Annotated in this window: 5 protein-coding genes and 1 pseudogene; 5 read left to right on the forward strand and 1 reads right to left on the reverse strand. The window is 45.4% G+C overall.

Features of this window, described 5'->3' with window-relative positions:
• Positions 1-742 precede the first annotated feature (742 nt).
• From CLIN57ABFB40_RS16905 to CLIN57ABFB40_RS16920, 4 genes and pseudogenes are all read left to right on the forward strand, one after another.
• Positions 743-5815, forward strand: a pseudogene (locus tag CLIN57ABFB40_RS16905) (alpha-2-macroglobulin family protein); the annotation flags it as partial.
• A gap of 107 nt (positions 5816-5922) precedes the next feature.
• The gene (locus tag CLIN57ABFB40_RS16910) at positions 5923-6990 is read left to right on the forward strand and encodes a DUF1573 domain-containing protein (protein WP_175631157.1); all 1068 of its coding nucleotides are present in this window, start codon (positions 5923-5925) and stop codon (positions 6988-6990) included.
• Positions 6991-7001: 11 nt separating this feature from the next.
• Complete coding sequence (gene meaB, locus CLIN57ABFB40_RS16915; RefSeq protein WP_175631158.1) at positions 7002-8099, forward strand: methylmalonyl Co-A mutase-associated GTPase MeaB; 1098 nt, start codon at positions 7002-7004, stop codon at positions 8097-8099.
• 119 nt (positions 8100-8218) lie between these two features.
• Positions 8219-12250, forward strand: coding sequence for a glycoside hydrolase family 2 TIM barrel-domain containing protein (locus CLIN57ABFB40_RS16920; RefSeq protein ID WP_175631159.1), 4032 nt, complete (start codon positions 8219-8221; stop codon positions 12248-12250).
• 102 nt (positions 12251-12352) lie between these two features.
• On the opposite strand, the gene CLIN57ABFB40_RS16925 is transcribed toward CLIN57ABFB40_RS16920, so the two are convergent.
• Complete coding sequence (locus CLIN57ABFB40_RS16925) at positions 12353-13270, reverse strand: DMT family transporter (RefSeq protein WP_175631160.1); 918 nt, start codon at positions 13268-13270, stop codon at positions 12353-12355.
• Between the two features lie 168 nt (positions 13271-13438).
• Between CLIN57ABFB40_RS16925 and CLIN57ABFB40_RS16930 the strand changes: the two genes are divergently transcribed.
• Positions 13439-14290, forward strand: coding sequence for an AAA family ATPase (locus CLIN57ABFB40_RS16930; protein WP_175631161.1), 852 nt, complete (start codon positions 13439-13441; stop codon positions 14288-14290).
• The last annotated feature ends 16 nt before the right edge of the window (positions 14291-14306 follow it).

A 14306-nucleotide genomic window follows, 5' to 3' on the forward strand; every position in this document is an offset into this window, starting at 1 on the left:
CAAAAAAAGATGATTCTTTAAACTTTATTTCTTTACTTTGTTATTTATACTGTGATATTTATAGCGAACTTAAACTAAAAAGATTATGAAAATAAAGCAGATTTGCATGATGGTGCTGTTTGGGTTAGGAGTGATTCCGGCAGTACAGGCACAAACTTTCGACAAATTATGGAAAGAAGTAGAGCAGGCGCAAAAGAAGAGCTTGCCTAAAACGGTAATCAAATTGACTGACGAGATTTATCAGAAAGGAGAGAAAGAAAAGAACTCCGCCCAAATGCTGAAAGCCTATATGTGGCGGATGAAAACTCAGGAGACTTTGACTCCCGACAGTTTCTATGTCGGTCTGAAAGGTCTGGAACAATGGGCAAAGCAGACAGAACAGCCGATGGACCGTGCAATATTACACTCCTTGATAGCAGGCATCTATGCGAATTATGCTGCCAGCAACCAATGGCAACTCCGGCAAAGGACGGAAATTGTAGGGGAAACCCCTTCTGTCGATATGCGCGAATGGACGGCAAATATGTTCGTAGAGAAAGTACGGGCAAATATAAAGGAAGCGTTGGCTGACTCGGTATTGTTGCTTAAAACTTCCTCACGGAATTATATCCCTTTTATTGAATTGGGCGAGACTAGCGAATATTATCACCATGATATGTATCATCTGCTGGCTTCCCGTGGCATCGAATCTTTGAATCAAATAGAGAGACTGGGGCGCATCGGCTTCAATGACACCATGCCTTCACCTGTGAAACAGGATATTAAAAATATCTACGGCAACATGATTGCCGCCTATAAGGCTGCCGGTCTGAAAGAAGGATACATTTTGACTGCACTCAACTATTTGGAGTGGAGACGTAATGCGGATAGAAGTGTCATGCTTTTAAAAATTAAGGCAGGGCGTCGGGGATTGACTGAAGATACGTACCTGACAGCGTTGAATACATTGAAAAGCAAGTTTGCGTCGGAACCTGTTAGCGCGGAAGTCTATTTGGCGCAGGCCCGCTATGCTATTGAGAAAGAACAACAAATCAATGCCTTGCAACTCTGTGATGAGGCGATTCGCCTTTATCCGAATTATCGCAGGATAAATGCAGTGAAGAATCTTCGGGAAGAGATTTTAGCGCCTTCGTTGAACGTCAGGGCAGCGGGGCAGGCTTTTCCGAATGAAGAGATAAAGCTGGATGTCTTCCATAAGAATCTGGACGGATTCACCCTACGGCTGTATCGGGAGAAAAAACTGGTGAAAGAGCAGCATTACTCCGTTCTTCGTCCGCAGGATTACCGTACACAAGATACAGTATTCACGTTCAAGGCTCCCGACCTCGGTTCTTATGTGATGCGCATCGTGCCGGATATTCGTGCGAAGCGAGATAGCGAAAGCAACTTTAATGTGACACGTTTCAAAGTGCTGACATGCCGTCTGCCTGGGAATCAATATGAAGTGGTGGCATTGGACGGACAGACCGGTCATCCCGTTCCCAATACAAAAATTACACTATATAATAATGTAGAGAAAGTATTGCAGGAGTTTACGACGGGAGAAGACGGTAGGGTCGTATTCCCTTGGAAATCCGAATACCGGTATCTGAAAGCTTCGAAAGGTGCAGATACGGCGATGCCGAGACAAGGCATTTATGGTGGAAGTTTCGGGTATTACGGTGATGCGTACAAGGTGACTGAAGGTATGACGCTGTTGACCGACCGCTCTCTGTATCGTCCCGGTCAGACAGTGTATGTGAAAGGTATTGCTTATACACAGAATTCGGATACGGCAAACGTGCTTCCGAACAAAAACTACACAGTCGTTTTATTGGACGCAAATAATCAGGAAGTGGGACAGAAGTCCGTACGTACCAATGACTTTGGCTCATTTACTGTTGATTTTGCATTGCCTTCGGCTTGCCTGAACGGAATGTTCTCTTTGACGGCAGGAGACGGCAGGACGAATATCCGTGTGGAAGATTATAAACGTCCGACATTCGACATAACTTTTGAAAAACAGATGGGAAGTTACAAGCTCGGAGATGAGGTGCAGGTGAAAGGGAAGATACAATCTTATAGCGGTGTGCTGCTTCAAGACCTTCCGGTGAAATATACCGTGAAGCGTTCTACTTACAGTTTTTGGAGAATCTCGGAATCTACACAGCTTGCTTCTGGTGAAGTGACTGCCGACGCGAATGGAGAATTCACGATACCGGTTCGCCTGGAAGAAAGTGACGCTTATAAGAATAATGATAAGGTTTACTATCGTTATTCTGTTGAAGCTACTGTTACCAATGTGGCGGGTGAAACTCAGTCCTCTACGGACGTGATTTCAGCAGGTAGCCGTTCGTTGGTTTTGCAGCCGGAGTTGCAGGAAAAGACTTGTAAGGATACGCCGTTCAGCATCGTGTTTAATGCGCAGAACTTGAACGGACAACCTGTGGAAGTGAAAGGAAATTATGCCCTGTATGCTGCGAAAGATAAAGATTTTAAAGATTTGGGCGAGAGCCCGGTTGCGACGGGAACGTTTACTTCCAATGAGGACATGATGCTCAACTGGGAGAATATTCCGTCGGGAGCTTATGTACTGAAAGCATCGGTAAAAGACAGCCAGGGCAAGGAAGTGACGGCAGACACCCATACCATTCTTTTCTCCAAAGAAGATAAACGTCCGCCTGTACAGTCTACCGTGTGGTTTTATGCGCCGAATACGGAGTTTGATGCTGCCCATCCGGCAGTGTTCTGTTTCGGGACTTCGGAAAAAGATGTCTATGTGATGATGAATGTGTTCTCCGGTGATAAACTGTTGGAAAGTAAGATGCTGAACCTATCCGATACGATTGTGCGATTTAACTATCCGTATGAGGAAAGTTATGGTGATGGTATCTGTGTGAATTTCTGCATGGTGAGAGACGGGCAGGTATATCAGGAACAGATTCAAGTGAAGAAACGCCTGCCGGATAAGACGCTGACAATGAAGTGGGAAGTGTTCCGCGACAAGTTGCGTCCCGGACAAAAGGAAGAATGGAAACTGACAATTAAGACCCCGCAAGGACAGGCTGCCGATGCGGAAATGCTGGCAACGATGTATGATGCCTCACTGGATAAAATATGGAATCATAAGCAGGAATTACGGGTGTACTACAATCAGATACTCCCTTATTTTAATTGGATGAGCGGGTATGCCGGAAATAATTCGTTCAATTACTGGTGGAATAACCAGTATCTAAAAGTGCCTGCAATGTTGTATGACAGATTTGTCGTGCAGCCGGGATTTGGCGTTGAAGAATTGCTTGCGGTAACGAACAATGCGGCAATATATGGTGCATCGGCACAAGGAAGGATTATGATACGTGGAGTGGCGAGCCGGAGCGTGAAGAAGGAGATGTCTTCACCGGCTATGGTAGCCGATGCTGCCCAAGAAGTAGAATTTACGGCAGGTTGGGGACAAACAGAAATACTGGATAAAGCGGATACGTCCTCCGAAGAGGAAACACTTCCCGAAGCCCCTGCCGACCTGCGTACGAATCTTGTCGAAACAGCCTTCTTCTATCCGCAACTCCGTACCAACGAGCAAGGGGAGATTTCCTTCTCATTCACCATGCCCGAAAGTCTGACACGCTGGAACTTCCGCGGATATTCTCATACAAAGGGAATGTTGATAGGAACACTGGACGGTGAAGCCACCACCAGCAAGGAATTTATGCTTACTCCCAATTTGCCGCGTTTCGTACGTGTAGGGGATAAAACTTCCATTGCAGCTTCTATCTCCAACATGACAGGTAAGCTGCAAGCGGGAACAGTAAGCATGGTTCTTTTCGACCCGATGACGGAAAAGGTGGTCAGTACACAGAAACAGAAATTCTCCGTTGAGGCGGGAAAGACGATTGGTGTGAACTTCATGTTTACCGTAAGTGATAAATACGAAATACTGGGATGCCGGATGATAGCCGATAGCGGCACATTCAGCGACGGAGAACAACAATTGCTTCCGGTGCTCAGCAACAAAGAACATCTGGTAGAGACGCTTCCGATGCCTGTACGTGGAGAAGAAACCCGTACTTTCTCACTCGATAGCCTGTTCAATCAGCACAGCAAGACGGCAACCGACCGTAAACTGACAATTGAATTTACCGGAAATCCTGCTTGGTATGCTATTCAGGCATTGCCCTCTTTGAGTCTTCCGGTCAATAATAATGCTATTTCGTGGGCTACTGCTTATTATGCGAATACATTGGCTTCATATATAATGAACGGCCAGCCACGTATCAAGGCAGTGTTCGATAGCTGGAAACTTCAAGGTGGTACAAAAGAGACGTTCCTCAGCAATCTGCAAAAGAATCAGGAAGTGAAGAATATCCTCTTGTCCGAATCGCCGTGGGTACTCGAAGCGCAGACCGAAGAACAACAGAAAGAGCGTATCGCTACACTGTTTGATTTGAACAATATCCGCAGCAACAATATCGCTGCCTTGACAAGGTTGCAGGAGTTACAGAGTTCCGACGGCGCATGGTCATGGTATAAAGGTATGAACGGCAGTAGTTATGTTACTGCTTATATTGCGGAATTGAACGCCCGCCTTGCCTTGTTGACTGGCGAGAAGTTGAGCGGAACCGCGCTTTCTTTGCAGACTAATGCGTTGAAGTATCTACACCAGTCGGCTTTGGATGAGTATAAGAATATTCTTAAAGCACAGAAAGAGAGAGCGAAGTTCACAGGAGTTTCAAGCGGTATCCTGCAATATCTGTATATTATCGCCATTTCCGGCGAACAGGTTCCTGCGGCTAATAAAGCGGCTTACGCTTATTATCTCTCCAAGGTAAAAGAACTGCTTCCGTCAGCTTCGATGGATACCAAGGCTATCGCTGCTATCGTGCTTGATAAAGCCGGACGTAAGCAAGAAGCGCAGGAGTTTGTCGCTTCCTTGAAAGAACATCTGACGAAAACGGATGAACAGGGCATGTTCTTTGCTTTCAACGAGAATCCTTATACGTGGGGCGGAATGAAGATGCAGGCCCACGTAGACGTGATGGAAGCATTGGAATTGATTGGCGGCAACACGGAGACGGTAGAGGAAATGAAGCTCTGGTTGCTGAAACAGAAGCAAACGCAGCAGTGGAACTCTCCGGTGGCTACTGCTGATGCGGTATATGCGCTACTGATGAAAGGCACTAACCTGCTCGATAACCAGGGCGACGTACGTATCGTGATTGCCAATGAAGTGATGGAAACAGTTTCACCGAGCAAGACTACCGTTCCGGGACTGGGATACATCAAGCGTTCGTTTACGCAGAAGAATGTGGTGGACGCCCGCAAGATTGAAGTGGAAAAGAGAAATCCGGGTATTGCCTGGGGGGCTGTTTATGCGGAGTACGAATCACCGATAAGTGATGTGAGACAGCAGGGCGGTGAATTGAATGTACAGAAGCAATTGTATGTGGAACGTATGGTGGACAACGCGCCGCAACTGCAACCTGTTACGTCAAAGACGGTGCTTCAGGTGGGGGATAAAGTCGTTTCACGCCTGAGTATCCGTGCAGACCGTGCAATGGATTTCGTACAGTTGAAAGACCAGCGTGGAGCTTGCTTCGAACCTATCGGCAGTGTATCCGGTTATCGCTGGGACAACGGAATCGGTTATTATGTAGACATCAAGGACGCTTCCACCAACTTCTTCTTCGACCATCTCGGAAAAGGGGTGTATGTGCTGGAATATAGTTACCGCGTGAGCCGTACAGGAACCTATGAAACGGGACTGGCGACCATGCAATGTGCCTATGCGCCGGAATATGCTTCACATTCCGCCTCAATGACGGTGGAAGTGAAATAATTATTTATTAACGGTGAACGTTTGGCGTTCACCGTTAATAATCCTTTCAATCCAATCAATATCTCATCTAAAACAGCTACATTTGTGCACCAAATAAAATGTATCGCATGAAACGTAGTTTACTATCTATATTTTTTCTACTTACTGTCGCTTTGGCAGCCGTTGCCCAACCCCGTATCTCTTCGAATAAAGAGACACACAACTTTGGACAAATAGAGTGGAAACGTCCGGTGACAGTGGAATATACAATAACTAATACCGGTAACCAGCCGTTGGTTCTTACTAATGTCACTACTTCCTGTGCCTGCTCCGTTGCCGACTGGACAAAGGAGCCGATTGCTCCGGGAGCGAAAGGAACGGTAAAGGCTTCTTTTGATGCGAAAGCATTGGGACGTTTTGAAAAGTCGGTCGGGATATATAGCAATGCTACTCCGAATCTGGTTTATCTGAAGTTTACCGGAGAGGTGGTGCAGGAAGTGAAGGATTTTACAAAGATTCTTCCATATGCTATCGGAAATATACGTCTGGACCGTGACGAGTTTGCTTTCACTGATGTATATCATGGTCAGCAGCCTTCATTCACCTTCAATATAGCTAACCTGTCCGACCGTCCGTACGAACCGGTATTGATGCATTTGCCGCCTTATCTCAAAATGGAAGCGGAACCGAAAGTCCTGTTGAAAGGAAAGAAAGGGACAGTCAAACTGACGCTGGATGCCAGCCAGTTGAAAGATTACGGATTGACACAGACTTCGGTTTACCTTTCCCGTTTCGCCGGTGATAAGGTGAGCGAAGATAACGAAATACCTGTCTCGGCTATTCTTCTTCCCGATTTCTCACGTATGACGGCTACAGATTCTCTGAATGCTCCTGCTATGCGTATTTCGGAAACGGATATCGACCTCAGCGTGCCGTTGATTAAGAAGAAAAAGGCTAGTTATGATATATTGATTGCTAATGCGGGAAAGACGCCGCTGATTATTAGTAAACTGCAAGTCTTTAATTCATCGGTAGGGGTGAGCCTGAAGAAAACGGTACTTCCGCCGGATGGAATGACGAAGCTCAAAGTGACGATTCGCAAGCGTGATGTAGGTAATAAGAAACATCATTTACGTATTTTGATGATAACAAACGACCCGATGCGCCCGAAAGTCGAAATCAATATCAAACGCTAAATCTTATTGTCATGGAACATCCTGAAAATGGTGAAGAATACAAAGGACTCGTTGTCAACAAAGGCATTGAGCAACCTTCGTCTGTGAATCCTTATTTGAAACGGAAACCTAAAAAACGCCAGCTTTCGGTAGCTGAGTTTGTGGAAGGTATAACAAAAGGTGATGTCACTATATTGAGTCAGGCTGTGACACTGGTGGAAAGTGTGAAACCCGAACATCAGACTGTCGCCCAGGAGGTGATAGAGAAGTGTCTGCCATTCTCCGGCAATTCTATCCGGGTAGGAATCAGTGGTGTTCCCGGTGCGGGAAAGAGTACGTCGATAGATGTATTCGGTCTGCATGTGCTCGAAAAAGGCGGGAAGCTGGCTGTATTGGCTATCGACCCGAGCAGTGAGCGCAGTAAAGGCAGTATCTTGGGAGACAAGACTCGCATGGAGCAGCTTTCCGTGCATCCTAAATCATTTATCCGCCCTAGCCCTTCGGCTGGTTCGTTGGGTGGTGTGGCACGCAAGACCCGTGAGACGATTGTGCTTTGTGAAGCTGCCGGATTCGATAAGATTTTTGTGGAAACGGTTGGCGTAGGACAGAGCGAGACGGCTGTTCATTCAATGGTGGACTTCTTCCTGCTGATTCAATTGGCGGGGACAGGAGATGAATTGCAGGGTATCAAACGCGGTATCATGGAAATGGCGGACGGCATTGTGATTAACAAAGCGGATGGTGATAATCTGGAACGCGCCAAACAGGCTGCCTCTCAGTTCCGCAATGCGTTGCATCTGTTTCCTGCATCCGAATCGGGCTGGACACCACAAGTTCTGACATATTCCGGCTTCTATAATTTAGGTGTCAAGGAAGTATGGGACATGGTATATGCGTATATTGACTTTGTAAAAGAGAACGGTTATTTTGAATATCGCCGTAACGAACAAAGCAAATATTGGATGTATGAAAGCATCAACGAGCAACTGCGCGACAGTTTCTATCATAACCCGAAGATTGAAGCGATGCTTCTGGAAAAAGAGCGTCAGGTGTTGAGTGGCAATCTGACTTCATTTATTGCTGCCAAAAGTTTGCTTGATACTTATTTCGATGATTTATCTTTAATCTAGAGAAAATACGTTAAAAATTTCATTGTTCATTCGGGATGATGTGCTTTTCGTGTGTATTTACTATAGAGCGAAAAGTATAGATATATGACATGAATAATTTTTATCGACTTAAATACCTTATGAACAAAACCTTGTTAACCGGTCTTTTGTGCTGCACCCTCACAGCGCAAAGTTTTGCAGACCAACCATTAGAGGGCTTTACGTATGCTTCGGTGAATGCCCCGACAGGAAATGAATGGGAATCTCCCGAAAATCTGGCATTGAATAAGGAACAGCCTCATGCTTATTTCTTTTCATTCCAAAATTTGGAAAGCGCCCGTAAAGTATTGCCTGAGAACAGTAAATACTGGCAGTCGCTCGATGGGGACTGGAAGTTCCATTGGGCTCCTGACCCGGATTCCCGCCCGAAGGATTTTTATCGGACAGATTTCGATGTGGCTTCATGGGATGTAATCCCAGTGCCGTCCAGTTGGAATATTTACGGTATTCAGAAGGACGGAAGTCAGAAGTATGGAACACCTATTTATGTCAACCAGCCGGTTATCTTCCAGCATAGCGTGAAAGTGGACGACTGGCGCGGGGGAGTGATGCGTACGCCGCCTACTAACTGGACAACGTATAAGGTTCGTAATGAAGTGGGTTCGTTCCGTCGTGATTTCGATATACCGCAGGATTGGGACGGACGTGAAATCTTTATCAGTTTCGGTGGGGTGGATTCTTTCTTCTATCTATGGATTAATGGTAAATATGTAGGTTTCTCCAAAAACTCACGCAACACTGCCAATTTTAATATAACTCCCTATCTGCATAAGGGTAAGAACACGGTAGCTGCCGAAGTATATCGCAGTTCGGACGGGTCGTTCCTGGAAGCTCAGGATATGTTCCGTTTGCCGGGTATCTTCCGTACGGTAGCTCTGTATTCGGTTCCCAAGGTTCATTTCCGCGATTTGGTGGCTACTCCTGATTTGGATGCGGCTTATACGGATGGTTCTTTGACTATCAATGCCGATATCCGTAATTTGGATAAGAAAGCGGTGAAAAACTATAAAGTGTATTATTCACTGTATACCAACAAGCTCTACTCTGATGAGAATACATTGGTGGATGGCGTTTTATCTCCTGTCATGGAGAAAATTGAACCGAACGGAACGGGCAGGATTCAGACTGTATTTCATGTAAAAGCTCCGAATAAATGGTCGGCAGAGTTTCCTTATCGTTATACGCTTGTAGCCGAATTGAAGGATAAGAAGAATAGGACGATTGAAACGGTTTCTACTATTGTAGGGTTCCGTAAGGTGGAAATCAAAGATACTCCTGCATCGGCGGACGAATTCGGGCTTGCAGGACGTTACTACTATATCAATGGAAAAACTGTCAAACTGAAAGGCGTAAACCGCCATGAATCTAATCCGGCAGTGGGACATGCCATCACCCGTGAGATGATGGAGAAGGAAATTATGTTGATGAAACGTGCCAATATTAATCATGTACGTAATTCGCATTATCCGGATGACCCTTATTGGTATTTCTTGTGTAATAAGTACGGCATCTACTTGGAAGATGAGGCGAATATTGAATCGCACGAATATTATTATGGTGCTGCTTCCCTCTCTCATCCCGTTGAATGGAAAAATGCGCATGTAGCGCGTGTGATGGAGATGGTACATGCGAATGTCAACAATCCGTCTATTGTTATTTGGTCATTGGGCAACGAAGCCGGACCGGGTAAGAATTTTGTGGCGGCTTATGATGCGTTGAAGAAGTTCGACTTGTCCCGTCCTGTACAGTACGAACGAAACAATGATATTGTGGATATGGGCTCTAACCAATACCCGTCTATTGGCTGGGTACGCGGTGCGGTCAAGGGGAAATATGATATCAAATATCCTTTCCATATTTCGGAGTATGCCCATTCGATGGGTAATGCCTGCGGCAATCTGGTGGATTATTGGGATGCTATGGAGGCTACCAATTTCTTTTGTGGCGGTGCTATTTGGGATTGGGTAGACCAGTCGATGTACAATTACGACCCGAAGACGGGGACACGCTATTTGGCTTATGGCGGTGATTTCGGTGATACTCCCAATGACGGGCAGTTTGTAATGAACGGAATCGTATTCGGTGATTTGGAACCGAAGCCACAATATTATGAAGTGAAGAAAGTATATCAGAATATAGATGTAAAAGCGGTCGACCTTGAAAAAGGTGTATTCGAAGTCTTCAATAAATATTATTTCAAGAATCTGGCAGACGATTATTATTTGATGTGGTCGGTTTATAAGGATGGCAAAGCTGTTCAGGCGACTCTGATAAAAGACATAAATTTGGCTCCCCGTCAGAGGATGCAAATATCTCTTCCCTATAACCGTACTGCGTTTAAAAAGGATGCAGAATATTTTGTGAAGATGCAGTTCATGCTGAAAGACCAAAGGCCATGGGCTGGCAAGGACTTTGTGATGGCAGAAGAACAGGTATTGGTTAAGGAAGCTACGGATCGTCCGTTAATCAGTGAAGTGGCTGCTGCTACTGCTACCGGAACTTTGAAGACTAACATGAATCCGGATACAAAAAAAATCGAGATAAAGGGAGAAGGTTTTGATATGAAGTTTGATTTGCAAACCGGAAGTCTTTATAGTCTGAAATATGGTGATGAAACGATTATTGCGGATGGCAACGGCCCGAAACTGGATGCGCTTCGTGCTTTTACAAACAATGATAACTGGTTCTATGCTCCCTGGTTTGAATATGGCTTGCATAACTTGAAGCACAAGCTGATAGAGTTTACCACTCGTGAGAAGGAGGGTAAGATGGTATTGAACTTTACCGTAGAATCTCAGGCTCCGAATGCTGCAAGCATCAAAGGCGGCACAAGTTCCGGTAAGAATAGTATTGTGGAACTGACAGACAAGGTCTTTGGCAATAATGACTTTAAGTTTATTACCAATCAAGTATGGACGGTATATCCGGATGGCTCTGTCGAATTGCAGTCCGGCATCACTTCCAATCGTCCCACTCTGACTTTGCCCCGTCTTGGCTATGTAATGAAAGTTCCTCAACAATATACTAACTTTACTTATTATGGTCGTGGCCCGATTGATAACTATGCGGATCGTAAAAGCGGTCAGTTTATTGAGCTGCATACCAATACGGTCGCGGGCGAGTTTGTGAATTTCCCAAAACCGCAGGATATGGGCAACCATGAAGATGTCCGCTGGTGTGCGTTGACCAATCAGGCAGGACAGGGAGCTAGTTTTATAGCTACCGATCGTCTCTCGGTTTCGGCACTTCAATATTCTGCTCTTGATTTAATTCTGGCGTCTCATCCTTACCAGTTGCCCGAAGCAGGTGATACCTATTTGCATCTGGATTGTGCGGTTACCGGTTTGGGTGGTAACAGTTGCGGTCAAGGTGGTCCTCTCGTTCAGGACAGGGTATTTGCCGGTCAGCATAATATGGGATTTATTATTCGTCCTGTTCGTGGCAAGGAGTTGGCTGCTGTTGCCAATGTTGCTCCGGCCGGGGATATTCCTTTGTCTATTACACGTACTCCTGCCGGAATAGTAGAGTTGACATCAGCAAGAAAAGATGCTGTATTCTGCTACACGATTGACGGCAGTAAGAAAGTACAGGAGTATACGGAACCTATTCCTCTTCGTAATGGCGGCATTGTGAGAGCATGGTACAAGGATAATCCGGATATCAGTGCCGTTATGAAGTTTGAAAAGATAGAAAGTATCCAGATGCAGGTGGTGTATGCCAGCAGTCAGGAATCGGGTGACGGGGATGCGGCTAACTTGGTTGATGGTGATCCAAGCACAATATGGCATACAATGTATTCTGTAACCGTTGCCAAGTATCCACATTGGGTAGACCTTGATGCTGGCGAGATGAAGGAAATTAAAGGCTTTACATATCTGCCTCGTCAGAATGGAAATAACGGTAACATAAAGGATTACTCTATTCAAGTCAGCATGGATGGCAAAGAATGGGGCGACCCGGTCCAAAAAGGAACTTTTGCTAATAATTCAAAGGAAAAGAGAGTCATGTTCAGCAAGCCGGTGAAGGCTCGTTATATTCGCTTTACTGCTTTGAGTTCGCAGAACGGACAGGACTTTGCATCCGGTGCGGAAGTGACGATTCTGGCAAATTAGACTGAAACTATTTAGGCACGGATAACGCTAATAACACGGTTCTTTGATTTACTAAAACCGTGAACTCTAGCTGGTCCGTGTCTAAATATTGATTATAGACTATTATAATTCCTTTCCCGCTTTCTCGAAATCAGCTCTCGACTTGCTTTGCGTCACAATATATACTCCAAGAAATACAAGTGCGATGGCAAGTCCTTTCTGCCAGCCAAAACTACCGATTCCCATAATAATGGCAGCAATCGTAGCTACAATCGGTTGCATATAATTATACATACTGACAACCGTAGGACGAAGCAGTCTTTGTGCTGTCATAATGCAGAGATAGGCAAGGAAACTTCCCCCTAACACTACATAAAGCACTTGAATGATAGCGACAGTAGAGATAGAAGCCCACTGGATAGTGGAAATGTCGTAATAAGAGAACGGTATATAGCACATTGAAGCATAAACGAACATCCACTTGTTGATGGTCACTGCCGAATATTGCTGAGTCAGTCCCTTGAATACGGTTAAATAAATGGAGAAACTGATTTGTGCAGTTAGGCAAAGCAAGTCGCCAATCAAACTTCCATTGCCATTACTTCCCGCTTGGCTGCTCAGGATAAGAATAAGTGCTCCCATGGCGCCTACGAAAATTCCCAGTACTTTTTTGTTTGTAACCGGCTCTTTCAGATAAATAGCAGCTACAATCATGGTCACAATCGGTAAAGTCGTCGTAACAATCGAAGCGTCGATAGGCGAAGTCATGGACAGCCCGAAAATAAATACTCCCTGATTAAATACCAAAGCAAACAGCGAAGCGAAGAAGATTCTCAGCATATCCCGATGATTCACTTGTTCCTGTTTACAAAACATGGAAAGTATCCAGAAGGCTGCCGCTGCTCCCACCATACGGAAGGTGGTAACTGAAAGGGCTGAAAACTCTTGGAGGGCAGACTTGCCGATAGGTGCCATCAGCCCCCACATGACGTTTGCTGTAAGTGCAAATAGGTGACCGTGCAAATTCTTACTTTTGTTCATGTTGACAAGATTTAGTTTGCGATATATTTTCTTAATAAGAATAACATCTGAAAAGAGAAAACGGCTGCAAAGGTAGTTTTTTATTCTTGTATTTTCTGAATTTGATGAGTTTACTAGCAACTTTGTCGGATGATTTATTTATATTTGCCTTGATTAAACTTGAATATTATGGAACAACAGGCCAATTATATCCGTCGTATCGAAATCCATGGGCTATGGGAGCGCTTTAATATAGGATGGGATTTGCGTCCCGATGTGAACATCCTTTCCGGCATCAACGGAGTGGGGAAGACCACCATTCTGAACCGTTCCGTTGGTTATCTCGAAGAACTTTCCGGCGAAATGAAAAGTGACGAAAAGAACGGAGTGCGCCTTTTCTTCGACAATCCCGCTGCCACCTATATCCCTTACGATGTAATCCGTAGCTACGACCGTCCCCTGATTATGGGTGACTTCACAGCCCGCATGGCAGATAAGAATGTAAAGTCCGAACTCGACTGGCAGCTCTATCTCTTGCAACGCCGTTACCTCGACTACCAGGTCAACATCGGCAATAAAATGATAGAAATGCTTTCCAGTACTGATGAAGAAGAACGCCGCAGGGCAGCCACCCTGTCCATAGCCAAGCGTCGTTTCCAAGATATGATTGACGAACTTTTCAGCTACACCCGCAAGAAGATAGACCGAAAACGGAACGACATCGCCTTCTATCAGGATGGTGAACTGCTATTCCCCTACAAACTGTCTTCCGGTGAAAAGCAAATGCTCGTCATCCTGCTCACCGTACTCGTGCAGGACAACAGCCATTGCGTACTCTTTATGGACGAGCCGGAAGCCTCACTCCACATAGAATGGCAACAAAAACTGATAGCCATGATACGTGAACTGAATCCGAATGTACAGATTATCCTGACTACCCATTCGCCTGCCGTCATTATGGAAGGCTGGCTGGATGCCGTCACGGAAGTGAGTGACATCTCGACGGAAGCAGACGGATTTAAAGTATCCCCCGTCCATTAATCACTTATCACTAAAC

It is taken from the genome of Bacteroides acidifaciens, assembly GCF_903181435.1.
Classification (GTDB): domain Bacteria; phylum Bacteroidota; class Bacteroidia; order Bacteroidales; family Bacteroidaceae; genus Bacteroides.

Excerpts from the sequence above, each read along its gene's own strand:
- CLIN57ABFB40_RS16910 (WP_175631157.1), top strand. The coding sequence starts at position 5,923 with ATGAAACGTAGTTTACTATCTATATTTTTTCTACTTACTGTCGCTTTG.
- meaB (WP_175631158.1), top strand. The coding sequence starts at position 7,002 with ATGGAACATCCTGAAAATGGTGAAGAATACAAAGGACTCGTTGTCAAC.
- CLIN57ABFB40_RS16920 (WP_175631159.1), top strand. The coding sequence starts at position 8,219 with ATGAACAAAACCTTGTTAACCGGTCTTTTGTGCTGCACCCTCACAGCG.
- CLIN57ABFB40_RS16925 (WP_175631160.1), bottom strand. The coding sequence starts at position 13,270 with ATGAACAAAAGTAAGAATTTGCACGGTCACCTATTTGCACTTACAGCA.
- CLIN57ABFB40_RS16930 (WP_175631161.1), top strand. The coding sequence starts at position 13,439 with ATGGAACAACAGGCCAATTATATCCGTCGTATCGAAATCCATGGGCTA.